Raw genomic sequence first — 25844 nt, 5'->3', positions numbered from 1 at the left:
AGCTAAGAGACCAAATATGAACATCAAAATTTTAGGTACAGGTTGCGTTAAGTGTCAAAAACTTGCGGAAGCAACATTTGAAGCTGCAAGAGCACTTCATCTTGATTATCAACTCACTAAAGTAACTAACATAGCAGAAATTATGGATTACGGCGTTATGTCTATACCTGCCTTAGTTGTGGACGGTCAGATTAAACTCACGGGTCGCCTAGCAAGTACTGATGAAATAATGGTTTTGCTTAAAGCACATGTTCAGTAACTGCGTTTAGGAGTCGATATGAAGACTAAGAAAATCATCAGATGTTTGTTGCTTAGTATCGTTTGTTTAGGATTTGCTTTGATGGGATATCAACAATTTAGTGCTGGCACTGCCAATACGTTCGAGTCTCTCGACGCTTCATCAATAGTAGAACCTGCACTCAAAAATGGCATAAATGTTTATTATTTTCATGGGAATCAGCGTTGTACAACCTGTGTTCGAATGGAAAATTTTACTCGTTACACAGTGATGAATAATTTCTTTAAAGAAGTGCGTGATGGTGAAATACAACTACATCTGGTCAATGTTGACTTAAATGAAAATCAACACTATATCAATGATTATCAGCTAATTTTTAGAACGGTAGTCATTTCAACCTCAAAGGATGGCATTGAAACAGAGTGGCGACGTTTAGATAGAATTTGGGAGCTGGCTAATAACGAAGTGGCTTTTCAACAGTATTTAACCGAAGAGATTGAAGCAATATTGGGGCAAACGCATGGATGAGTGGTCGATGCTGCTGTCTGCTTTTTGGTTTGGTATTCTAACCTCTATTAGTCCATGTCCATTAGCTGCTAATATAGCGGCAATTTCTTATATTAGTAAAGGGATACAATCGCCTTACCGGATGTTTGCTACTGGGCTCGCCTATACTTTTGGACGCATGCTCAGTTACTTAGTGCTCGGCGTCATACTTGTGGGAAGCTTGCTCTCTACTGTGACAGTATCTGTGCTACTACAGAAATATATGAACTTGTTTCTTGGGCCTATCTTGATACTGGTGGGGATGTTTTTACTTGGGTTACTGACACTACGTGTACTTGGTAGTGGTGCGTTAATAGAAAAGTTAAAGGAAAAAATTAACTCGCAGGGATATCTAGGGGCTTTATTACTGGGGATATTATTTGCGCTGTCATTTTGTCCCACCTCAGCAGTGCTTTTCTTTGGTTCGCTGTTGCCACTTGCGTTAGAAGCGCAATCAAGTATTGAACTGCCTGCTATATATGGATTAGCCACTGGGTTACCGGTTTTGGGCTTTGCGATTCTATTAGGTGTTAGCGCCCATCGGGTTGCGAAAGCCTATAATCGTATAGTGGCGTTCGAGCGATGGGCTAGAAAAGTCACCGGCATGGTGTTTATCATGATTGGCGGCTATTACACTTGGGTTAATATTTTCGCCCCATTCTTGTTTTAGTCTCGTTCTTTGCCTTAGAACTCCCATCTTAACGTTATTTCAGTAAAAGAGAACGGTTCAACTTTGAAAAGTCATAAAAAGCTTCAGATTTTTTTCAAAGTGACGGAGAAAGCATTTTGGTAGTGCCTCTGTTGACCGAAACTATTCAACTAACAGAGTTACTAGTTTTACCCTTTTGCAAAAAGTCCGATCCTCAATCGCGCTAACCGCGGAGGTGAGCGAGTCATTTTAGAATAATAGATCTGATGGAATTGCTATCAGGTTAGCATTTATATTTGAGCATAGAGGCGAGAACATAAAAATACCCTTTAAGGGCGATTAAAGTGCATTTCATAATGTTAACTTTTTTATTCATGATACTGGCTTGTTATTGGGCTATTCAGGTCTCGAATCTTTCCTATATCCGCTAGTTAAGCTCTAAACTTAAAGGGAAAAAACGTTGTATAAAAATGTCTTCATTGATCGGACGTGAAAAACAAAACCCCTGTCCAATGGTGCAACCAAGCTGTTGCAGCAGTACCAGTTGGGAGTTTGTTTCAATTCCTTCAATTACAAGTTCCATATGAAGTGCTTGTGACAAGGCAATTACGCTAGAAATTGCCGCTTGGCACCTTGGTTCGACACTAAGCTCATGTACAAAGCAACCATCAAGCTTTATTTGTGAAAATGGTAATTCACATAGTCGAGCCAAAGATGAATATGCTGCACCAAAATCATCAATGGCCAGTTCGAATCCATGCATTCGCAAGCGAATTAAGTTTTCCATATTCAATGCTGGCGCAGCTAAGAGACCCGTTTCGGTGATTTCAAGGGTGATTAATTGTGGGGGGATTCTATATTTGTCCACCATATCAACGATTTGATATACCAGTTTTGTTGAATTTAGCTGAGATATATCGAGGTTATAGGCAAGAGAAATTTGATTATTTGCTAGTTGTAAGCGTTGCTGTAAAAGACAGCCTTGCTCAAATAGCTGCAAGAAAAGTTTATCAAGTAATGTATAATTAATTAATTGTTCTATGAATGAACCTGGGGGTAATATCCCTAATTTAGGGTGCTCCCAACGTGCTAAAACTTCAGCTCCGTGCAGATTAAAACTTGCAACACCAAATTTTGGTTGGTAAAAACCGACAAATTGCCCCTGTTTTAACGCGAAATCAAAATCTTCGTAGGTAAAATTATTTTTGTAAGATTCTGATTCTGGACCAGTTAATACCTGATTACGTTGATTCTTACTATAAGTAAACTTATCTAACATACGTTGAAGATTATCGACTGAAGGGCATTTATTTAAATCACCAAGATATTCAAAATTAAGCATTTTTATCATTTGGGAAACCGACCGGCGTAATTCCTTATCAATATTACTAAACAATATCACTGAAGAAATATTGTATTTTGATTTAGCTTTACGCAAAAATGACAGTCCATCAATACCTGCCATCATCAAATCACATATGACAATGTCAACGCTATGATGTATTTCAAGCCAAGCCAATGCATCTTTTGCAGCATCAAAAGTGAAGAGCTCAACATCAGTAAAAGATGCGAGGTTACACTCAAGTACTGCACGCTGAAAAGGGTGGTCTTCCAAGACCAGTATTGTAATCTTACTCATTGAATATCCTATTAAATAATAGATTAACATTAGTAATGTTCAAAAAACTAGCAACTTCTAGCTACAAACAACTTATTAATGAGTGTAAAATAGTCACTCATGGGTTCTGCGGGCTCTGACTGCTGCAGGTGCCAATGGATTCAGTAAAATGAGAGCGCTACGACATAATCTGTATCTTTCATTATTTTATAATTATTCTTAAAAAGAAATCTCTGAAGAATGCGTAGGAAAAATCTGAATCATTTGATTTCGTTTCACTCTTGTGCTTTGTAAAGGGTAAAATTTGTCCTCAATAGTTTCGGAGTTATATAAATGAAGAAAAAAATATTAATAGTTGATGATCACCCTGTAGTTATTTTGGCATTAAAAATTATTTTAGAACAAGATGGTTTTGAGGTGATTGCTGAAACAAATAATGGTGTTGATGCTCTAAAAATAATAAAAGAGCTATCACCTGATGCTGTAGTTTTAGATATAGGAATACCAAAATTAGATGGACTAGAAGTGATCGAACGATCTAGGAAATTAGTGAGTTGTCCACCTATTTTAGTATTGACTGCACAGCCATCTGATTACTTTGTTTCCCGTTGTATTCAAGCTGGAGCGTCTGGTTTCGTTTCAAAACAAAAGGATATGACTGAAGTTACTAACGCACTTCGTACTATACTTTCTGGTCGCCCTTATTTCCCATTATTAGATAGAATTAATGTTAAATCGTACTCAAATATCGATGAGGTTGAGCGGATCAAAAAACTTTCAACCCGTGAAATGGCAGTCTTGCAACAGCTTGCAATGGGTTTTACAAATAATGAGATTTCAGAACGTATGATTTTAAGTAATAAAACTGTCAGTACATATAAAACTAGGTTGCTCGAAAAATTAAATGCCAAAACATTAGTTGATATTATTGAAATAGCTAAAAGGCATAATCTTATATGAAGTGTAAAATCTATTTATTATTGTTGAGCTTATGTTCATTTAATTCATTATCACATGAAGATAAACATCAGCATTATCATTTTGTAAATTATCAAAATGATGACACAGTTGCTATTAAACTCTCTCCTGATGAGGAAGAAACACTTCAAAGATATAAGGTTCTGGATGTAGGTATATCTGCACCAGATTATCCTCCATTTGATATGACAGTTACTGGTGATCAATCATTCTATAAAGGAATTAGTGCTGATTATTTAGATATTATAGCCAAAAAGCTTAATGTTAAAATTAATGTTAAACATTATAAATCAAGGGATATGGTAATAAATGCGGCACTTAATGGCAATGTTGATCTAATTACGACTGCAAATGAATACGAAAAAATTCATGGGCTTGAGTTGACAGTCCCATATGTCTTTGATAGACCGTCAGTTTTTAGGAATGCTAAGTTAGTCGATGGTAGCAATATTAAGTTGATGTCTATCGTAAATGAATACTTACCTGATGCAGCAGTACATAATATTTTTCCTAATAGAAAATTGGTTAAATATGCTTCTCGGGAAGCAGCTGTCGCCGCGGCTGCACTTGGAGAGGTTGATGCAGTAATAGTCGATTTGGTTTCTGCAAACTACCTTATAAATAATAGTTTTTCAGGTAAGCTAAAATTAGATTCTCACATACCATTAAACTCTTTGGGGAACTCATTTGCAACGTCAAAACAGAATGAAGATTTAATTAATATCTTTAATAAGGCTATAAATAATATTTCACTTGATAAAAAAAAGTTAATTAGGAAGCGGTGGAGTGGTGGAGGTAGTACTATCCCTTTTCAGTCAGAATTACCTGAATTTACTAAAGATGAAATTACATGGATAAATAATAATAAAGTTATAGTTGCTATAAACAAGTATGCTGCGCCTCTAACCTATATTGATGATGCACAAAGTATTGAAGGATATGGAATTGAAGTTTTAGATTTGATAAAGATGTATTCTGGACTGAACTTTGAGTATATAGTAGATGCAAATTTTTCTGAGCAATTAAGTTCAATTGTTAGTCATAAAGCTTCAATGGTATTATTGCCTCTTAGCGAAATACCAATAAAAGATGTAAGTTTTACGAAAGAGTTTTCGAGTTCAAGTTATGTTTATGTGACCCCAAAAAATGTTCAAGGTTATAACGCAAAAACGATTATCATCCCCGATGGGATTTTAAATGAGGTTATTGTTAAAAAAATAGCACCTAATTTAAATGTAGTCATTACTGATAATTATCTCGAAGTTTTTAACTCTATTGCACAAGATCCAACTAAAATAACTATAGCGCCTCTGGCGTTGGCTAATTATTATGTCAACAACTATTTTAGTGATGTCTTAAAAGTGAACGGAATTGTTGATGATATCCCGAAAGCATCAGTAGCCTTTGCTATTAATAGCTCAAATAAATTACTCAAAAGCATTCTCAATAAAACTTTAACTGTTATTCCTCCAGATGAATTACAAATTGCAGAGAATCGTTGGCATCGTAATGCACTCCCTGCACGTCAAAGCTGGAAAGATTATAAATATACTATCATTACAATAATAGTTTCTTCGACCATCATGATATTAATATCTATTGTTTGGGCTTTTTATACACATAATCATTATAGAAAACGTCTCGTTGCAAAAAAAGAGCTGAATCAGCAATTGCAATTTATGCAATCAATTGTTGATGCTATTCCTCATCCAATATATGTGAGGAATAAATTGAGAGAACTTACAATGTGTAATGAAAGTTACCAAAAAACGTTCAAGGCATCACGTGAAGAATTACTGAATAAGAGTACAGCAGAAGGAATTGATCGCTCTATAGAAGCTCTGGATATAGATGATGAATATATTCAAGCCTTAAATGATGGTATTTCTGTATTCAAAGATAGAGAGTTACATATAGATGGTGAGAAATTTTATATTTATCACTGGTTTAAACCATATGGGGATGAAGATGGTAATATTGAAGGTCTTATTGGTGGATGGATTGATATAAGTGACCGAGTACGGCTTGTTGAAGAGTTAAGGTATGCGAAAGAAGTCGCTGATAGTTCAAGCCAGGCAAAGAGTACATTTTTAGCTACCATGAGTCATGAAATTCGTACTCCGATGAATGCTATTATAGGTATGTTAGAGTTGGTATTAAAACGCCCAAGCAGTCATCAATTTGATTATAATTCAATCAAAGTTGCTTACGATTCTGCAAATGGTCTACTTGAATTAATTGGTGATATTTTAGATATTGCTCGGATAGAAGCTGGTCAACTTTCTCTTTCACCAATTAGAACTAACCTTAAAGTTATTCTCTCTTCAATTATAAGAGTTTTTGATGGGTTAGCAAGGCAAAAAGGGCTTGCTATACAGTTCGATTTTGACCCGAAAATAAAAAAGGATGTGCTTGTTGACCCAGTTAGAATTAAACAGATCATGTCAAACTTAATTAGCAATGCAATAAAGTTTACTGATACTGGTTATGTGCATGTCAGAGTTCGCTCTCAATGTTTTATTGATGGGAAGCATAGGATTTTATTTACGGTTACCGATACTGGAATTGGGATTTCGAAAGAGGAACAACTCAAATTATTTACACCATTCAGTCAGGTACATGGTTCCCATAATACATATGGTGGTACAGGGCTCGGGCTGATGATCAGTAAGTCACTATGTGAAATGATGGAGGGGGAATTATATTTAGAAAGTGATTTAGGACAAGGTACCATGATTAGTATGGCATTAACACTATCTGAGATTGAAGATGATCCGTCTGAAAATAGAACTGATGTTGTGCCAGATATTACTACAATCGCTCCTTTGGAAATATTAATTGTAGATGACCATCCCGCAAATCGCCTATTACTTGCACAGCAGCTTAATTATCTTGGTCATATCGTAGAAGAAGCCGAAAATGGTCTGGTTGCCCTAAAAATGTTTAAGGATAAGGACTATGACATCGTTATTACTGACTGTAATATGCCTGAAATGGATGGTTATATATTATGCAGGAGAATTAGGGATATAGAGAAAGAGCAATTACAGTCTTCAATTGTTATTGGTTATACTGCTAATGCTCAGAAAGAAGCAATGGAAGCGTGCATTGATGCAGGGATGAATGACTGTTTATTTAAGCCTATTAGTCTTGCTGAACTTGATAGAATGCTCAAGAAGTTTTCACCAGAACAAGAATTTCTTAATTCTGGAAGTTTTTATGCGAAAACTGTTGAAAAATTAACGGGGAATAATAAAGAACTAGTTATTGAGCTTCTCAAAGAATTACTGAAAAGCAATAAAAGTGATTTAAGTTTAATGTATAAAGAGATTGAGTCTGGTAATATTAATTCAGTTAAAAATTTAGCTCATAAAATCAAGGGGGCAGCAAAGATTATTGATGCAAGGAAACTTGTTTGGCATTGTGAACAGCTTGAAGTTAATAATGTGCAAGATATCATGGATAATTTAAAGGAAATTTCAGTTGAAATTAAGTTGCTGGAAAAAGAAATATTAAACTATATCAATAATAGGTGATTTCTATAGCTGTCCATTAGACAAATGGCATTTAAATATTATTTTAATATTAGTTTAAATGCCTATTACACCTATTGCTTTAGTAAGAGTGTTTTTTGGTCTATTTGTATTGTGTACTATATATCAACTATTACTGTATTCTAAAAGTTTGTTATCACTAATATTTTTCCTATCAAAATGATGGTATGAAAAATAATCTGCAATTATAAGCTAGACTTACTTTCTGAAGGGTTGATTATAATTATGTATAGTTCAAGACATATGTAATGCCATTTCTGAAAATTGTAATTATCTATTATATGGGTTTGTTTTAAAATTAGTAAGCTTCTTGTTTAGATAAATACTGCCATTAATATTTTAGTTTGTATGTTAATAATTTGTTTTATTAAAAAATCATGATATTAATGGTGAATTGTTTGAAGCGGAGGGTGTCTATTGATTGATATAGATTTGTGGCTGATGATCTTAAGTATTGACTTGTCGATTTACTATTTCTAAGAATGTTGAGGCAAAGTAATTTTTTGTTAAAGGGATGTAGGTACATTCGACTGTAGTATATTTTTAACTTCTCCTTGATTATGTGCTTTGAATAAATAGAGTTCACGTCAGAATTTTCCCACAAAAAAGCAAGATAGTTCCTACATACATCTTTCATTAATATTGCTACCTTACTCATCTGACCACTTGTTTTATTAAATGTGTGGTCATGAAATAAAATAACTAGTGATTGAGCATCTCCTGTTTGAGGGTGTTATTTGTAGCTGGAATAAACGGTCAAGTGACGAACGTATTTCCTCTCTCTTAACTATAAAAGAACTTATCATGCTGCAACACTATTTACTACGCTAATTTTTATTAAATTAATTTCCATAAAGGAATTTCGACATGCATAAGCAATATAAATCAATTTTAACCCTTGCTCCAACTGCTGCCCTATTGCTATTGGCTGCAACAAGTCATGTTCAAGCTGCAACCAACGGACAGATAACCATAACGGCTAACGTTGTTGCTGCTACCTGTGATGTTACCTTATCGACGAATAACTTAGACTTAGGCAATTATACTCCGAGTCAGTTTATAAGTGTTGCCCAACCAATCACAAGTAGTGTCAAAAATTTCACCGTGGGGCTCAGTAACTGTGATGTACCAATGGCACCTGGTCATACGGCAAACTTAGTTGTCTCTGGCCCAACCCTGGGTGGTAACCCAAATATTTTTAATGCAAGTGGAACTAACACTGGAATTATGTTGAACCAAGTTGCTACACCTTCTACTCATATTTCTACAGGGCAGAAGTTACAACTTGCTGTAGCTGGAGCGACTCCTTCAGCAGCTGACTTTAATAATAAAGTGTTGACAATGCAGGCCGGACTAGCAGCAACCAGTACCACAGGAATCAGTACTGGCTCAGTTAGTGCTCCTATCCTGTTTAGTTTTGCCTATAATTAATCTGCTCTATGGCAAGTAGTTTTTTGCTTGCCATTTTTACTCCGAAGGAAATTACCAATGAACCGACTATTCCAATTCTATACAATGGTTGTGGTACTATTTTTTTTTCCAATAATTGCCCTTGCTGATGGATTTGGAATCAATGCGACTCGTTTAATATACCCTCAAGGTACAAATAGTATTTCTACTACAGTACGAAATACTCAGTCAAATCTACCTTATCTGGTACAAGTTTCTATTAGTAAGGCACAAGATAGCTATATAGCTACACCGTTCTCTGTAACTCCACCACTTTTTCGTTTGGAGCCGAAGAGTATTAACCAGATCCGTATTGCAGGTAATGACGCTTCATTACCTAAGGATCGTGAGTCAATATTTTATTTTCACGCCACGGCGATCCCTGCTACAGATAAGCCAGCGTCTGAGCCGCAGGTTGATGATGTTCATGCGGCAGTCCAGTTTGGTGTCGGTAGTGTCATTAAGATGTTTTATCGTCCTACAGGACTTTCGTCAACATCGAGTGCAGCCCAAAAGCATTTGCAGTTTTCTCGGCATAGTGATGGTCTATTGGTCACCAATCCGTCGCCCTTTTTTGTCAGTTTGGCAAGTATTCAATTTGGCGGGCAATCACTAAAATTAGATACGCCAGAGGCGTTAACGATTGCACCGTTTAGTTCACATACCTATTCAGCTGAGATGAAAAGCGGCAGTCTGGAGGTTGAGTGGCAAACCATTAACGACCAAGGGGGTATTAATGTATTTAAACAGCTTTTACCCTAAGAAAGTTATTTTAATTTTTTTGATCTTGTTATTCGGAGGCGTCAATCTTAACAGCAATGCAAATACCATTCGTTTGGATTTTTCGGCCAACATAGTACAAGGCACGTGTTCTCTGAATTTGGACAAAAGTGTACTTTCATTGGATCAAGTGTCTCAATCGCGCTTGCAAAGCAATTCATTGGTCAATGCGCAGCCCTTTAACGTTATTGCTAGTAATTGTATTGGTGTTGCACAAGCCAACATACAACCGGTGATTTTCGTCACTGGAGTGGGGGGCTACCAAGATGGGAAATGGTTATTTCGTAGTAGTGATTCTGATGTCGGAGGCGCAGGTGTGATATTAGTGCAAAGCGTCACTCAACCAAGTTATTTAGACTCAGAAGTAAAGTCCGGAGATGCTTTTCCGTTAGCGGCAGTAGGCCAAGCACCTGCCGATATGGTGTTACCATTCTTTGCCGGTGTCAGTTGTGGAGGGAGTACAGGTTGCGGCACAGTTAAGCCGGGACTCCTTACTGCGAATATTGTATTTAATTTTGCCTATCGTTGAGGTCACTATGCCATTTGTATATAGGTCCCTTGTCGTACTGTGTTTAATTTTTTTTATAACAGGGCAGGGAATGGCTCAAAGCAATGGCGGTATTAGTTTGAATCAGACTAGGGTGATATTTCTCAATGAAGATAAATCACAAACTATTACAGTGAAGAATACGAGTAAACAAAATTACCTTATTCAAAGTCGTATTAAAAATGAGAAGGGAGATGTTTTAAATATCCCTTTCGTTGTGACGCCGCCCTTGTTTCCATTAGAGGCTGAGCGTAATCAATTACTGCGCATTTTTAAGCAGGAAGAGTCATTGCCAACAGATCGAGAATCACTGTTTTATCTTTCAGTACTAGCCATTCCAGGTCAGTCCGAATCAGTACTCGATAAGGCTCATTTATCTATGGGCTTTCAGTTTATTCTGAAACTGTTTTATCGCCCTGCGAAACTACAAAATATCCCTCGCGATAACGGTTGCCAACTGAAATTTAATCGAGTGGCTAATGGCATTCGTATTGAGAATCCGACCCCTTATTTCATAACATTTGGGTCTTTAAAGTTTGACAATGACGTTATCGATTTGAATACACAAGCTTCGATGATTGAACCAATGGGGATACAGGCTTATCCCGTTGAGCAGCCAATAAAGCATATAGAGTGGCAGAGTATCACTGATGTCGGTGGCTTATCTTCATTATGCCAGCAAGCAGTATCTCTATGATAAAAGTAATAGGAATAACCAAAATGCAATACTTTATCTCATTGGTCATGTTGTTTTTATGCAGTTTGTCAGTATCAGTAGAAGTTCTCGCGGACTCTGCTAAATCTCAGGGAATTTCTTTTTTTGTTTTACGTGTCATTTACCCCGCAAGTGAAAATAAAGGCGTTACCTTAACGGTTAATAACAACAGTGTAGCGTCTTATTTATTGCAGTCGTGGGTTCGTCCTGTTGATCCAATTACGGGTGACGTTGACCTGAATTACAGTGGGCAACCGAAAATGCCTTTTATTGTCACTCCACCGCTTGAGCGGTTAGAGGCTAACAGTGCTTTGACATTACGTATCCGTCATAACGGTGAACCGCTGCCGACAGATCGTGAGTCGGTGTTTTTTATCTCGATGAAAACTATCCCTGCCAGTAAGGAATTGGATAAAGCGGCGTCGTCAGGTCAGATGTCAGTAACGATGGTGAGCAATATTAAGCTGTTCTATCGGCCTGAAGGGTTGGCTAAGCGCGCAGTTGCTGATGTGGCTTCTCGCCTGCATTTCCACCTTGAAAATAATGAGCTGATAGCTGTTAACTCGACACCATATTGGCTAACTTTTTCACATCTTAAAGTCGGTGGTATTGCATTGGATAAGCCTGCACTGCGTTTGATGGTTCCACCTAAGGGACAACAACACTATGCATTGCCTTCAGGGGCAAAAGACACAGTGGAATGGCAGTTGATTGATGAAGATGGATGGAATACACAAACGAATCACCAAGCCCTGTAATTTTTGATTTTGATGGATAGACGCGCATCATGCACTGTGTAGTACAAAGTATAAGTAATAAAATAACTTTTATGCCTATTTTGATGGGGACCTTTTTGCTGACAGGTTCTTTTACTGTTTGGGCTAGCGATTACTTTGACCCTCGTCTTTTGGCGCTAGGCGGCTCTCAGACAACCAGTACAGATTTGAGTATCTTTGAATCGGCAGGTCAGGTCGCTGAGGGGGTGTATTTGGTTACACTGTGGATGAATCAGTCGGAGAAGGGACAGTATAAGCTGGTGTTTAAGAGAAATGAACAAGGTAAGGTTTTACCACAGTTGACCCCCACGTTTCTATATGAGCTAGGAGTTAATACAACGGCATTACCAAATTTTAACATTTTACCATTGGATGTCCCTGTAAATGATTTAGCAACTCTTATTCCTGATTCATATGTTAATTTTAACTTGTCTCAATTACGAGTGGATATCAGTGTGCCACAGATTGCTATGCAACAAAATGCCACAGGCTACGTTGACTCAGCGCTATGGGATGACGGTGTTCCTGCGTTTTTTATGAATTATCGTCTTAATGGAAGTCAGAACTGGCAGGATGCGCAGGTTGGAATGGATAGCAGTGAACAGACTAACGTGTTTGCTAGCTTGCAGAGTGGATTTAATTGGGAAGCCTGGCGTTTACGTAGTGACATAACCTTTAACCACAATCAGATTAGCGGAGATATTTCTTCGAGCGATCAAAGTACCAATTTTTCAAATACTTATTTGCAACGTGATATTCATACCCTACGCGCAGAATTTCTCGCAGGAGAAAATAATACTGGCAATGAGGTTTTTGATAGCATCCCATTTCGTGGCGTTAAATTTAATTCCAGTGAAGAGATGCTGCCTAATAGTCAACGAGGTTTTGCTCCTGAGATTTCTGGTATTGCGCAGAGCAATGCTCGTGTGACCGTCAGCCAGAATGGCAATGTGGTATATCAAACCTATGTTGCACCTGGAGCGTTTCGTATTACAGATCTCTATCAGACTGGCCAGGGGGGGGACTTAACTGTCACCATTACTGAGGCTGACGGTTCTGTCCGCATTCAAAAGATAGCGATTTCCTCATTACCGGTAATGCAGCGCCCAGGTACACTTAAGTATGAGTTAACTACAGGGCATTACAACGGTGGAATAACAACGACTTCTCGTGAATCCTCTTTTGGGATGGGCACCTTTATTTACGGTTTACCATATGATATGACGCTTTACGGCGGAGCATTGATTGCTGATGATTACTACTCACTAGTAGGTGGGGCTGGCTTATCATTGGGGGATTTTGGTGCTTTATCGCTTGACATCACCACCTCAAATACCAAGCTTTATGAACAAGATGAATGGCAACAAGGTAGTTCTTATCGGATGCGATATGCTAAAAGCTTGTTAAGTACAGGTACCTCTGTAGATTTAACCGCCTATCGTTACTCGACCCGTGACTTTTATAGTTTTTCGGACTTTAATAATTTCGGATTTCAATTAAATGATGATCAGATGCCTTGGACTTTAGAACGCCAACGTTCTAATTTTCAAATGCGGGTTAGCCAGCAATTAGGTCATTGGGGCTCATTATATTTATCCGCTTCTCGAAATGATTTCTGGAACAATGGCCAAGTGAATAACACAGTTTCAGCTGGATACAACACGAGTTATCGTGGTGTGAGCTATGGGTTGGCTTACAGTATTGACCGTATCAAAGGTGATGGCAACTGGCCTGAAAATCATCAACTATCGCTAAATGTGCAGGTTCCTTTTAGTTTATTCAGTTCCTCCCCTAGAGTGAGCCGTAATTATGCAAATTACCAAATGACTCATGATAATCGTGGCCAAGTTCATCAGCAGGCAGGGATCAGCGGTAATGCATTGGAAGACCGCCTTTCTTACAGTGCAATGCAGGACTGGTCAAACGATAGTCACAGCAATAACAGCACATTAAACGCGGGCTATCAGGGCACAAAAGGTATGGCAAATATCGGATACAGTTACAGTAATGAATTCCGCTCGTTAAATCTTAGTGGTAGCGGAAGCATGGTTGTTCATCCTGAAGGCGTAACGCTAGGGCAAATGTTGGGTAATTCTGTGGCTATAGTAAAAGCACCTGGGGCAGTTGATGCAGCGTTAATGAATGGAAATATGCGCTTTGATGAGAGTGGTTATGCACTTGTACCTTATCTGTCTAATTACCAGAACAATAGTATTAGCCTTAATCCTGCAACACTGCCGGATGATGTTGATATTACGCAGTCAACTCTCAATGTTTACCCAACTAAAGGTGCGGTGGTCATGGCAAAGTTTGATACGCGCGTTGGTTATCAAGCATTGGTGACCTTATACCATAACGATGCTGTTCTTCCTTTTGGCACTATGGTTACAGTAGAAGGGAGTACTGCAGATCAAAGCAATGTCAGCATAGTGGGTGATGCTGGTCAGGTGTATTTGAGCGGTTTACCAGAAAAAGGTCAGGTAACAGCAAAATGGGGACTAGGTGCCGATCAGCAGTGTCATGCACTATTCGATTTTACGAGCGTTACTACTACATCGGGTAGTGGCCCATTACGTCAATTAACAGCTCATTGTGAAGCAGGCTAATATTCCTACGATATCTATTACGAATAAATAGGAAACAAAATGAACAAACATTTGTTAATTGTCGGAAGGTCAGTGTTTTACTGTTTAGTCGGACTGTACTTATTGAGTCCGTTATGGCGGTCAGCAGTAGCCGCAACAATTACTATAGGTAAAGGTAGCGGAATCGTGTGGGAAGGAATGCCATATACTGCTACGAATAATGTTACCACTGTAGCTTCAGATTTATACACTTTCGATAGCTTAGCTTTTGTCGTTCCAATGGCTTTACAGGCGGGAGTTAGCTGTCTACCAGAGGGAGCTCTGAAGACGATTGCTGGATATAAAGTGTACCAGATTGCTCCCGGTGTCGGAATGATTCCTAGAGCAACAATCTCTGCAAATTATGTACTGAATAACGGGATGTCAGAGCAGCTCAGTGGCACAATTGGATTACCAGCCACACAAGCGGTTACAACGAGTGGTGAAGTGATAACTAATCCACTAAATGGAAGTACTTGGTGTCTAGCGCCAAGAATGTTGTCCAGTGCTAGTTTCTATAAGGCTGGTACGTATATCAATGCAACAATGACAGGCACTTGGGTGATTATTGCAGATGGGTCGCAAACCAGTCAGGTATTTACAGTACCAAATGTGAACTTTATTACGTCAGGAAATAGTAGTAGTAATAGAAGCTATACTGTTATCCTTCCGGCATCTACGGAAATACGTATTTCTACTTTGGAATGTAATGTTAGTACCACTCAGATAATCGATTTTGGCGTAGTAACTCGAAATACCCAGCAAAACGCAGAGCTAGGTTCGCTTTCTTATCCGTTAACGACCCAATGCACACAAGATAACTCAGCAAGGGTTGCTGCCAATATTAACGTACAATTTAGGGCGCTAACAGGGTTATACGAAGGCATTACTACTCGTCTGGCCCTGAGTGAGGGGGGGGGTATATTACCGGTGAGATTAATAATAATGTTACCGGAAGTGGCCGTTGTAATGCTGCTACTGGAGTGCCATTTAATAGTACTAAGTTAAGAGTTGGTAGTATCACTAATGCACAGACGTCTCAAAATACTACTAATCAAGTGACCTGGCGGTTGTGTTCTGGCGGGAGCAGTTTACCTATTGGCAACGTTACGGCTTCAGCTGAAATGTTGGTGACTTTTAATTAAGAGCGGTAAAGAGATGTTCAGAGTTGGTCGCTTGTTCGTATAAACTTCATAAAGAAAGGAGCTTTAACTGAAATAAACGGAAAAAGCTGTGACAACTCAATCATTATCTTAAACATTTTAATGCCATTACACAAAAGGGCGCGGTGGTCATGGCTAAGTTTAATACGCACGTTGGTTATCAGGTATTGGTGACATTATCCCATAACGATGCTGTTCTTCCTTTTGGCGCTATGGTTACAGTAGAAGGGAATACTGCAGATCAAAGCAATGTCGGCATAGTGGGTGATGCTGGTCAGGTGTATTTGAGCGGGTTATCAGAAAAAGATCAGGTAACAGTGAAATTCGATTTTACGAGCAGTACTGCTACATCGGGTAATCGTCCACTACGTCAATTAACAGTACGCTGTGAAGCTGGCTAATATCCCTATGATATCTACAGTACGAATAAATCAATAGGAAACAAAATGAACAAACATTTGTTAATTGTCAGACAGCCAGTGTTTTACTGTTTAGTCGGACTGTACTTATTAAGTCCGTTATTGCAGTCTGCAGTAGCTGAAACAATTATTAATATAGGTAAAGGTAGCGGAATTGTATGGGAGGGGATGCCGTTTACAGCTACGAATTATGCGATAACCTCCACGTCCTATCACCCAAACCCTATTTTAGACATTAACAGTAGTGTGGCATTTATTAATCCTGTGGATCTATCTGTGCTTTCATGTGTACCGGATAATGCTTTGACAACCATTGCAGGTTATAAGGTATTCAAGATAGCTCAAGGTGTGGGGATAATTCCTAGAGCGATGGTTACTGCAAATTACGTATTGAATAACGGCGTGCCTGAAACGCTCACTGGGACCATTGGATTGCCAACCACACAAGCCAAAACGACGAGCGGTGCAGTGATAACGAATCCGTTAAGTGGAATGGCTTGGTGTCTAGCGCCAAGGATGTCGTCCAGTGCTAATTTCTATCAAGAGAATTCATATATCAATGCGACAGTGACAGGCACTTGGGTGATGATTGCCGACGGGACACAAGTGAGCCAAAGTTCTATCTCATTATATGACGTGAACTTCAGTACAGGCTCCGTTGCTAATTTTAATTGGTCCCCTATCTTTTCAAGAACAACGACACTACGTGTTTCGACTTTACAATGTAATGTGAGTACGATGGGGACAATCAATTTTGGCACAGTAGCTCATAATACCCAAAATAATGCAGAGCTGAGTTCGCTCTCTTATCCTGTGATAACACAATGCACACAAGATAACTCCGAAGGAACCGTTGGAGTTGATGCGAATATTAATTTGCAGTTTAGGGCATTAACAGGTTTATACGAAGGAAATATAACACGCTTAGCTTTGAACGAGGGGGGCGGCTATATTACCGGTGAGATTAATAATGTTACCGGAAGTGGTCGTTGTAGTGATGGTACTGGAGTGCCATTTAATAGTACCCAGCTAAGAGTTGGTAGTATCACTAATACACAGACGTCTCAAAATATCACTAATCAAGTGACCTGGCGGTTGTGTTCTGGCGGGAGCAGTTTACCTATTGGCAACGTTACGGCTTCAGCTGAAATGTTGGTGACCTTTAATTAAGAGCGATAAAGAGATGTTCAGAGTTGGTCGCTTGTTCGTATAAACTTCATAAAGAAAGGAGCTTTAACTGAAATAAACGGAAAAAGCTGTGATAACTCAATCATTATCTTAAACATTTTAATACCATTACACAAAAGGGCGCGGTGGTCATGGCTAAGTTTAATACGCACGTTGGTTATCAAGCATTGGTGACATTTTACCATAACGATGCTGTTCTTCCATTTGGAACGGTAGTTACAGTAGAAGGGAGTACTGCAGATAAAAACAATGCCAGCATAGTGGGTGATGCTGGTCAGGTAACAGCGAAATGGACCTAGGTGCTGATCGGCAATGTCATGCACTATTCGATTTTACGAGCAGTACTGCTACATCGGGTAATAGTCCACTACATCAATTAACAATACGCTGTGAAGCTGGTTAATATCCCTATGATATCCAGTACGAATAAATCAATAGGAAACAAAATGAGCAAATATTTGTCAATTGTTAGACGGTCAGTGTTTTATAATTTAATCGGACTGTACTTGTTGAGTCCGATATGGCAGTCCGCGGTAGCTGAAACAATTATTACTATAGGTAAAGGTAGTGGAATTGTATGGGAGGGAATGCCGTTTACTGCTACCAATAAATCTCCCACTACAACACCCAATTTCCCAAATCCAGATTTAATCGCTTACTATAGTGTTGCATATATTCTTCCAACGGCTTTGGGGGTAGGTGGTTGTGTGCCGGATACTTATCTAACAACGATTGCGGGATACAAAGTGTACAAAATTGCTCCCGGTGTCGGCATTATTCCTAGAGCAACAGTCTCTGCAAATTATGTACTGAATGACAATACGGTAGAGATGCTCAGTGGCACTATTGGATTACCTGCCACACAAGCGACTACAACGAGTGGCGCCGTGATAACTAATCCACTACAAGGAACGACTTGGTGTTTAGCACCAAGAATGTCTTCCAGTACAAATTTCTATAAGGCTAGTACGTATATTAATGCAACAGTGACAGGCACTTGGGTGATGATTGCAGACGGATCGCAAACCAGAAAGGATAATATTTCATTATCCAATGTGAACTTCACTACTGCAGGAAATGGTTATGTAGATTTTTCTCCTATCTTCTCGAATAATATGACCCTACGTATTTCCACTTTGGAATGTAATGTCAGTACCAATCAGACAATCGATTTTGGTGCAGTATCTCGTAATACTAAACAAGACGCAGAGCTAGGTTCGCTCTCTTATCCGTTAACGGTCCAGTGCTCACAAGATAACTCTGTAGGAGTTGATGCCAATATTAACGTACAGTTTCGGGCGCTATCAAGCTTATATGAAGGAACCAAAACTCGTCTGGCACTAAGTGAGGGGGGAGGCTATATTACTGGTGAAATTAATAATGTTACAGGAAGTGGTCGTTGTAGTGATGGTACTGGAGTGCCATTTGATAACTCTCCTCTAAAAATTGCAAGTATCATTAATACACAGGCCAGCCAAAATACTACTAATCAAGTGACGTGGCGGTTGTGTTCTGGCGGGAGCAGTCTACCGATTGGCAACGTTACGGCTTCAGCTGAAATGTTGGTGACCTTTAATTAAGCGCGGTAAAGTGATGTTCAGAGTTGGTCGCTTGTTCGTATAAACTTCATAAAGAAATGGAGCTTTAACTGAAATAAACGGAAAAGCTGTGACAACTCAATCATTATCTTAAAAATTCTAATATAGATAGAACGAAAATTTTCAATCATCGGAAATCTCAAAACGATCTGTGTCAATACTTTTTTACCTCTCGCTAAGTGAGCTGCTCATGACACGTGAGCAAATGAGGCGAACGGTATTTGATGTTTATTTGAAGTTGATTACAATCGAACCTGACTGCATGCGCTCTTAGTTATGTTATCTCAGAAAACGTTGAATTTAAAAATAATGATTAGCAAAGTGTCTATAATTTCTAGAACATTGGTGTGCTAATTTTAGTGGATTTAAAAAAGTTAAATTAATTTATAATATGGAATGGCGTGTTCTACATATATTTGCTACATTATACTTTACTTTAAAGGAGTCAGTTTTATTAAACAACAGCTTCTTTTTGTGTAAGTTCATCACCTGATTATATTTCAAGGATTTAGTATGATTACTCTAAGTGTGCAAGATATAAGTAAAAATGTTATTTCAATACTTAGAGTAAGTATATTACTCCTTCCGATATTAAGTTGTCAGGCTAATGGAGCAGAGAAAGGGCGTGAATTTTTTAAACTAAGTCTCACTACAGTCACTACACAGAGCTCTGAGTTGGCTAATGGGCCTACTGAATTGCAACGAGATAATTTATTACTTAACGCTGGGGTACATTTTCCGTTAAATGGACAATGGTCATTAGATGTTAACCTCGGGTATGACAAACAAAATTACGATTGGCGTAATGTCAGTTTGACGGGGTTAAACAATATTTCACAGTTATTTGATACTAATGGAGAAACTTGGGGACACATAAATCGTTACCGTGCTGGTGTGTCTTTAAATTACCGTTTGGATAAACATTGGGCATTTTTTTTGGCACCCCAACTCCAATATGCCTATGCGGATACAGAGGCCGCATCTTTTAGTCACGCTCAAAGCTATGGTATCGTAACTTCAGTGATGTATGCGTTTGATTCTGGTAACATGTTTGGTTTTGGTGTGGCTTATCTGAACGATATTGATGACGTCCGTACAGTTCCATACCTTGCAATGCGATGGCAGATAGATGAACACTGGGCGCTAGCTAATCCTTTTAGAGCTGGTTTTAGTGGTCCAGCAGGATTAGAGTTAAGTTATCAATTTAACTCTGTTTGGGATATTGGATTTGGCAGCTCGAAGCGTATCGAAAGATTCCTTATCGAGGATGATGATACGGCTGTTGAAATTAACGAATGGGTGAGTTATCTCCGTGGTGGCTGGCAGGCTACTCCAACAATAGCGGTTAATCTTTATGCGGGTTACTACTTTAACGGTGATTTAGAAGTGACACGTCAAGCTGCTGTTGATATGGATAATCAAGGTGCTGCAGCTTTGGATATTGAGTTTAAATTTTAATATATTTTATGCGGTGAGTGAACATACTTTTAACGTTTGATTTTCCAGTAAGTTGCAAGATAAATCTTGCAACAAATTAAATTATAAACTTTATAAATACTAGGAGTTAAAAATGGATAAAAAGCATATTGCTTTGGTTTTTAGTCTGTTTTTTTCGCAAGAGTGTTTTTCTAGTGCGTATATTTTTCAGAATGTGCGCATTTTTGATGGAAGTAATGCCAGCTTAACTTCAGCAAAAAATGTGTATATTGACAATCAGTATATTAGTAAAATAGAAAGCTATACAAATGTAGTACCAATTTCTTCTGAGCAGGGAATTGTTATTGATGGTCAAGGTAAGACTTTAATGCCTGGTTTAATTGACGCTCATACTCACTTAATGTTGGCGGGATTATCCCAACAGACATTATTGCTCGCAGACCAAGGTTTTATTAATATCGCCGCTGCAAAAACTGCTTCTGATATGCTACAGCGTGGTTACACTAGTGTTCGGGACCTTGGTGGGCCTGTATTCGGTTTGAAACTCGCAATTGACAAATATTTTACTGCAGGTCCTCGAATTTGGCCATCTGGTGCGTTTATCTCTCAAACAGGAGGACATGGTGATTTTCGTTTACCCAATGAATTAATTGCTACAGATGTACAGCAAACCCAAGCAGTTAAAACTGGAACTACAGCTATTGCTGATAGCCCCGCAGAAGTGCGACAACACGTTAGAGAACAACTGGCATTAGGAGCATCCCAAATTAAAGTTATGGCAGGAGGGGGAGTTTCGTCGCTGTATGATCCTATTGATGTTACACAATATTCTGAAGAGGAAATTAGAGCCGCTACGGAGGCTGCGGCAAATTGGAATACCTATGTTACTGTCCATGCGTATACACCTAATGCAATTAATCGTGCTATTGATGCTGGCGTAAAGTGCATTGAACACGGGCAACTTATAGATGATGCAACTGCTAAGCGGATTGCGAAAGAGGGCATTTGGTGGAGCTTACAGCCCTTTACTTCAGATCGTAAATCAACCTTTGCAGACGGGTCAGATCAACGAAATAAGCAGCTTCAAGTTGAGCAAGGAACCCTAATCGCATTTAAATTGGCGAAAAAATATCAGGCAAAAGTGGCTTGGGGGACGGATATTCTGTTTAATAGTGAGCGTTTACAAGAGCAAACATCCCAATTAACTCGTTTAATGGAGTGGTATACCCCATTTGAAATCCTTAAAATGGCAACTCATGATAATGCGCAATTATTGATGTTGTCTGGTGATCGCTCTCCATATAAAGGCAAGCTTGGTGTGGTAGAGGAGATGGCATTGGCTGATTTATTGCTTGTAGAGGGAAACCCAATTGAAGATATCAAGCTATTAGAGTCAAAAGATAACATAAAGGTCATCATGAAAGATGGTAAGGTTTATAAAAACTCTTTGTAGTTAGGCTTATTAGTCAAGCGTCACTTATTTTATAATTGGTATATAAACAACATTTTAGTATCGTTGATCACTATTGCGCACTCTCAAGGTAAACTTCTCAATATGTCCTAAATTAACATTTTGGACGCCTTGTTAGATGATTTTCTGATAAATCATTAGAGTAAACTTGCACCTTAACGTGTGATCAGATGGAAGTGCAACAAACATCAATCACAAGGCATCACGGTGCAAGTGTTAACTAGCTTACATCAATCTTCCTATCAAAATTGTTCAAAAATAAATCAAAAGCGACTCAGTACACTCATGGTCGTCTGCAGAGCACTCATCAACGCACCCTAACTCATTTGCAACTCACCGAAGCAGCATTGGCGTTTGAGCTGGATGGCCATTTGGCTCACTCTAATACGGTTAATCGTAAGAATGGCAAAACCACTAAAACGGTTAAAAGCCCCATTGGCAACATCGTGTTAAACACACTCAGAGACTGGGCACCTTCGAACCTCAATTAGTCAAAAAGTACCAAACCCAGCTGACCGATGAAATAGATCGTAAAATCATTGGCTTATTTTTCATTAGGCTCTAGCTACCAAGATATTCGTGCTCAGTTCGAAGATATGTATGGCACACCTGTTTCCAACGGCAAGATTAAAGCTCTAATCATCAACTGCTTAAGAATACTTTGCTCACCAAGCAGGTCTTCAGGGGTTATGTAGTTAGCTAGTAACTGGTTAATAAGCTGGTATGATTCTGGTATTCTTCACTCCTTTCAGACATATGGATAGAATGCGACTTACACAGATTTTTTATATGATTAAAAAGTTAAATTATTCTTGTTTTTAACTAATAAATCTAATTTCATCAAAATCTAATTTTTTCACCATATCTCTTGCTACATCATCTGATATTTTATTCTCACTTGCTAAACTAAAAATTACCTGCCGTGCAGATTTTATAATAGCCAGTCTAATTTTACGTTCTACCTCATATTGCAGGTGAGCTAGATTTTCAGGGTCTCGATATGGATCAAAGATATTTTCGAATTCAACCCATAATCGATTTGTTAATGCCATGTAATAGTCTTCAGTGAGTTCCGGATTGGACTTTTTAATTTCAATAAGCAAGTTTGACAAGTGAAACTCGACTGCGATTTTGGCTGCATCAATGGCTAATCTTTTTTGTTCAACTTGTGGGCAATTTATATTTGATTCTTCATGAGTATTTCTCAATAGCAAAGGTAAAAAGACACTTGCAGTTATAAGGCTAATAATAATTACTGTAGCCGCTAAAAAAACAGCCAAATCTCTAGAGGGGAACTCATCACCACTTGGCAGAAACAAAGGAAAACTAAGCACTCCAGCCAGTGTAATTGCTCCCCTTACCCCCCCAAATGATACTACTAATATATCTCTTAAATTATCCCTAGTGAGCGCAAGTCGCCTCTTATTCTTAAGATAATAGGTCACATTTAAAGAAGCAAATACCCATGTAAAACGAAATATGATTAATGTTAAACAAATAACTGTTGCATATACTAGTAGTCCCCACACGCTCTGATTACCAATCTTTGTTGCAACATTTATTGCATCTTCAAAAATATCAGGAAGTTGTTCGCCAAGCAGAACAAAGATTGCACCATTGAGAGTAAATTGAACTGTATCCCATATTGCGCCACGTCGCATACGAGTCAGCGGGGCTATACCTCCCTGCAACTCTAGTCGGCTCATAGTTATACCTGCAGCCACTGCAGCTAAAACTCCTGAAGTACCAACATACTCTGCAATTAGATAAGCAATAAATGGCATCAATAAACTCAACAGTATTTCTGAGCCTAACTCTTCTCCATGTTGGTTAGTAAACTTTCGACGAAAATAAGATAACAACCACGTTGTTGCGATTCCGATTGCTATTCCTGCTAAGGCCACCCAAACAAAAGTACCAGTTGCTTTATAAATTGAAAAAGATCCAGTAATCGCTACAATCACAGCCATTTTGAAAGCAACTAGACCTGTGGCATCATTAAATAAGGCTTCACCTTCCAAAATTGACATTACTCTTTCAGGTACTGCTAGTTTTCGAGCTATTCCAGCCACCGCTACGGGATCTGTTGGTGATAATATAGCGGCCAAAGCAAAGGCGATAGGAAGAGGCATACTTGGTATCATCCAATGAATTATATATCCTAGACCCAGCATAGTAAAAATGACTAATCCAATAGCTAACTGAAAAATGTTCGTCCACTCTTTTTTGAGTACACGGTTAGACATTCGCCAACCATCAAGAAACAATAGCGGTGGAATAAAAATTAAAAGAAACATATGTGGCTCTAAGCTTACTCCTTTCTTGAACACTCCAGCGATGACCATTCCTAAAGTAATCTGTATTAGAGGAAGGGGGATGCTGAAAGGAATCACTCTAACCAACACCCCACTAGCAAGGATTGCTAACGATATAACGAATATTGTGCTTACACTATCCATAACAATTCCTTATGACTTTATTTCATCTTTTGTTGATTAATCAAGAATACTAATTCTGTATATTTTTCATTAGCGTTGTGTAAGATATAACCTTTTTTGGCTGAAAATTGATATGGATATCTCAAAATTAGCCTATTTTATAATAGGGTAAAAAGCAATGTAAAAAATCCTTCAAATTTAATATGTTATTAAGAGCAATACTGAAGTTTATCTATATAATTATTATTTATTTTCAATAGGTTAATGTTATACCGAGTAATGAGTGTGAGTAAGTCGGCTATTGTGATTGGCATAAACGCCCTGCAAGCGTGATAAGTCTTGAAACTCTGAAGCTTTATCGCCCGGTTCGACAGATCTTTAAGCAAAGTCGTGGCAGCCTAGGGAATCGTGAAATGGTGAAGAAATTGCGTAAAGAAGGCTACCTGGTTGGTCGCTTTCTCGTTAGTAAAATTATGCACCTCCTTCGACTCAAAGCAACCCAATGGCGACACAGCGAAAACACGCTGATGCAGTGGCTGATAACTTGGTAAATATGGACTATAATCCAGAATACGCTAATCAGATTTGGGCCTTGCTAAACCGAGTTGTTCATAAATGCTGAATTTTTCATATTGAGTAATTTTACGGTTGGGTAAGAAAAAATCCAATTATTGAATGGATCTGTCATTTTCAGAGGAGCTTTCTGCAATATTACTTAATTGTAAGAAGAAATCATAAATAAAAAATCAGAAGATGTTTTCAATAGGATTAGTATCGCGACAAAAAAATTAAATATTTTTTTCATAAAAATCTAGTGTTACACGGTACTTCCACTGAGCATAGAAAATTGGTGAGATATTATGCGGAAGTATCCATCTAATCTGATTTTCATCAAGAAAATAAAGTACTTGAATCTTATCAAGAATATTTTTTATAACGTCAAAAGAGAAATTGCAAGAAATAACATCTGAGCCCATGAATAAATTTAACTTTAGATCTGAGTTATCATAGTTAATTCCGTTGCAAGCAAGCCAAAAAAGGCTTTGTTGATATACTTGAAAACCATTATCAGTTTTAAATGCTATTCCCCACCAAGATTCAGCAGAAAGTGCTAACTTAGCGCTTAGTGAATACATATGATAGTTCTCCATACTATAAATATAAGAAGATTGGGGAGTACCAATCTTCTTGACTGTAATGGTCAAGAATCCTTTTTAGTGACTCCACATAAAATTTCACCTAACAGAAATACTTATTTAAAATATTAACTAAAATCGATATTATATTGAATTATTATGTGAAACTTGGGTATTTCGTATTGTTTAGGTTGTTTCTGTATTTTACAAAAACATTTTTATAAAATATGTAAGAATTTTCCCTTTTATATAAAGTATTAGATCTTCCCTATTACTCACAGCATTGACATTGATAATGTCGCTGCAATTCAATATTTTCGCCATTTTATGGTCCTGATAGACTTTGTCTCCTAAATCGATTGAACTAAAGCGGTAACGGTTGTTCTGTTCAGTATCGTTCATCAATTTCCCATCAGCCATGCCGAAACTTCGCTATAAAACGATTAACTGGAAGCAATATAATCAACCGCGGTTCACTCATCTTCTAGATTGATGAAGGCGCCATTAGCAGGATTGTCGT

The 25844-nt window shown here is 38.2% G+C and carries 21 protein-coding genes and 2 pseudogenes; 20 read left to right on the top strand and 3 right to left on the bottom strand.

Annotation, left to right across the window (positions count from 1 at the left end; translation table 11 throughout):
- Positions 1-16: 16 nt before the first annotated feature.
- Genes RA178_RS12380 through RA178_RS12370 form a run of 3 tightly spaced genes read left to right on the top strand, consistent with a single transcriptional unit; the run spans position 17 to position 1454 of the window.
- Entirely contained in the window at positions 17-259 is a 243-nt protein-coding gene (locus RA178_RS12380; RefSeq protein ID WP_306682042.1) for a thioredoxin family protein, read from the top strand.
- A gap of 18 nt (positions 260-277) precedes the next feature.
- Complete coding sequence (locus RA178_RS12375) at positions 278-766, top strand: nitrophenyl compound nitroreductase subunit ArsF family protein (protein WP_306682041.1); 489 nt, start codon at positions 278-280, stop codon at positions 764-766.
- Complete coding sequence (locus RA178_RS12370) at positions 759-1454, top strand: aromatic aminobenezylarsenical efflux permease ArsG family transporter (protein ID WP_306682040.1); 696 nt, start codon at positions 759-761, stop codon at positions 1452-1454. The genes RA178_RS12375 and RA178_RS12370 overlap by 8 nt, the downstream gene beginning before the upstream one ends.
- A 406-nt stretch (positions 1455-1860) precedes the next feature.
- Here the strand turns inward: RA178_RS12370 and RA178_RS12365 are convergent, their stop codons facing one another.
- Positions 1861-3072: an EAL domain-containing response regulator gene (locus tag RA178_RS12365; protein WP_306682039.1), complete on the bottom strand. Its 1212-nt coding sequence runs from the start codon at positions 3070-3072 to the stop codon at positions 1861-1863.
- A 312-nt stretch (positions 3073-3384) separates the two neighbouring features.
- On the opposite strand from RA178_RS12365, the gene RA178_RS12360 reads away from it, so the two are divergent.
- The 16 genes and pseudogenes from RA178_RS12360 to RA178_RS12285 all read left to right on the top strand — a co-directional run.
- A complete protein-coding gene (locus RA178_RS12360) occupies positions 3385-4011 on the top strand; it encodes a response regulator transcription factor (RefSeq protein WP_306682038.1) in 627 nt (208 codons plus the stop codon).
- A complete protein-coding gene (locus tag RA178_RS12355; RefSeq protein WP_306682037.1) occupies positions 4008-7565 on the top strand; it encodes a response regulator in 3558 nt (1185 codons plus the stop codon). Before RA178_RS12360 ends, RA178_RS12355 begins: the two co-directional genes overlap by 4 nt.
- Positions 7566-8450: 885 nt before the next feature.
- Positions 8451-9014 (top strand): fimbrial protein, encoded by a 564-nt coding sequence (locus tag RA178_RS12350; protein ID WP_306682036.1) that lies wholly within the window; start codon positions 8451-8453, stop codon positions 9012-9014.
- A gap of 57 nt (positions 9015-9071) precedes the next feature.
- On the top strand, positions 9072-9794 hold the full coding sequence (locus RA178_RS12345) for a fimbrial biogenesis chaperone (RefSeq protein ID WP_306682035.1): 723 nt from the start codon (positions 9072-9074) through the stop codon (positions 9792-9794).
- Entirely contained in the window at positions 9769-10341 is a 573-nt protein-coding gene (locus tag RA178_RS12340; protein WP_306682034.1) for a fimbrial protein, read from the top strand. The genes RA178_RS12345 and RA178_RS12340 overlap by 26 nt, the downstream gene beginning before the upstream one ends.
- A 70-nt stretch (positions 10342-10411) precedes the next feature.
- Positions 10412-11056 carry a fimbrial biogenesis chaperone gene (locus RA178_RS12335; RefSeq protein WP_306682033.1) on the top strand — a complete coding sequence of 215 codons (645 nt, stop codon included), beginning with the start codon at positions 10412-10414 and terminating at the stop codon, positions 11054-11056.
- Between the two features lie 23 nt (positions 11057-11079).
- The gene (locus tag RA178_RS12330; protein WP_306682032.1) at positions 11080-11832 is read left to right on the top strand and encodes a fimbrial biogenesis chaperone; all 753 of its coding nucleotides are present in this window, start codon (positions 11080-11082) and stop codon (positions 11830-11832) included.
- Positions 11833-11861: 29 nt separating this feature from the next.
- On the top strand, positions 11862-14456 hold the full coding sequence (locus tag RA178_RS12325) for a fimbria/pilus outer membrane usher protein (RefSeq protein WP_306682031.1): 2595 nt from the start codon (positions 11862-11864) through the stop codon (positions 14454-14456).
- Between the two features lie 39 nt (positions 14457-14495).
- Entirely contained in the window at positions 14496-15482 is a 987-nt protein-coding gene (locus RA178_RS12320) for a hypothetical protein (RefSeq protein WP_306682030.1), read from the top strand.
- A gap of 286 nt (positions 15483-15768) precedes the next feature.
- Positions 15769-16038 (top strand): FimD/PapC C-terminal domain-containing protein, encoded by a 270-nt coding sequence (locus RA178_RS12315; protein ID WP_306682029.1) that lies wholly within the window; start codon positions 15769-15771, stop codon positions 16036-16038.
- A 45-nt stretch (positions 16039-16083) separates the two neighbouring features.
- On the top strand, positions 16084-17226 hold the full coding sequence (locus RA178_RS12310; protein ID WP_306682028.1) for a hypothetical protein: 1143 nt from the start codon (positions 16084-16086) through the stop codon (positions 17224-17226).
- 149 nt (positions 17227-17375) lie between these two features.
- Complete coding sequence (locus RA178_RS12305) at positions 17376-17543, top strand: hypothetical protein (RefSeq protein WP_306682027.1); 168 nt, start codon at positions 17376-17378, stop codon at positions 17541-17543.
- 147 nt (positions 17544-17690) lie between these two features.
- Positions 17691-18824 (top strand): hypothetical protein, encoded by a 1134-nt coding sequence (locus RA178_RS12300; RefSeq protein WP_306682026.1) that lies wholly within the window; start codon positions 17691-17693, stop codon positions 18822-18824.
- Positions 18825-19355: 531 nt separating this feature from the next.
- On the top strand, positions 19356-20300 hold the full coding sequence (locus RA178_RS12295; RefSeq protein ID WP_306682025.1) for a DUF6268 family outer membrane beta-barrel protein: 945 nt from the start codon (positions 19356-19358) through the stop codon (positions 20298-20300).
- A gap of 112 nt (positions 20301-20412) precedes the next feature.
- A complete protein-coding gene (locus tag RA178_RS12290) occupies positions 20413-21732 on the top strand; it encodes a metal-dependent hydrolase family protein (RefSeq protein WP_306682024.1) in 1320 nt (439 codons plus the stop codon).
- A 347-nt stretch (positions 21733-22079) separates the two neighbouring features.
- Positions 22080-22388 (top strand): annotated as a pseudogene (locus tag RA178_RS12285) (transposase); the annotation flags it as partial.
- A 180-nt stretch (positions 22389-22568) separates the two neighbouring features.
- Here RA178_RS12285 and RA178_RS12280 read toward each other — a convergent pair.
- Entirely contained in the window at positions 22569-24209 is a 1641-nt protein-coding gene (locus RA178_RS12280) for a Na+/H+ antiporter (protein WP_306682023.1), read from the bottom strand.
- Between the two features lie 246 nt (positions 24210-24455).
- On the opposite strand from RA178_RS12280, the pseudogene RA178_RS12275 reads away from it, so the two are divergent.
- A pseudogene (locus RA178_RS12275) lies at positions 24456-24780 on the top strand (IS3 family transposase); the annotation flags it as partial.
- A 196-nt stretch (positions 24781-24976) separates the two neighbouring features.
- Here RA178_RS12275 and RA178_RS12270 read toward each other — a convergent pair.
- A complete protein-coding gene (locus tag RA178_RS12270; protein ID WP_306682022.1) occupies positions 24977-25324 on the bottom strand; it encodes a hypothetical protein in 348 nt (115 codons plus the stop codon).
- Between the last annotated feature and the right edge of the window lie 520 nt (positions 25325-25844).

The organism is Shewanella oncorhynchi (assembly GCF_030848765.1).
In the GTDB taxonomy this organism is placed as follows: Bacteria; Pseudomonadota; Gammaproteobacteria; order Enterobacterales; family Shewanellaceae; genus Shewanella; species Shewanella oncorhynchi.
This window is presented reverse-complemented; position numbering and strand designations above follow the sequence as displayed.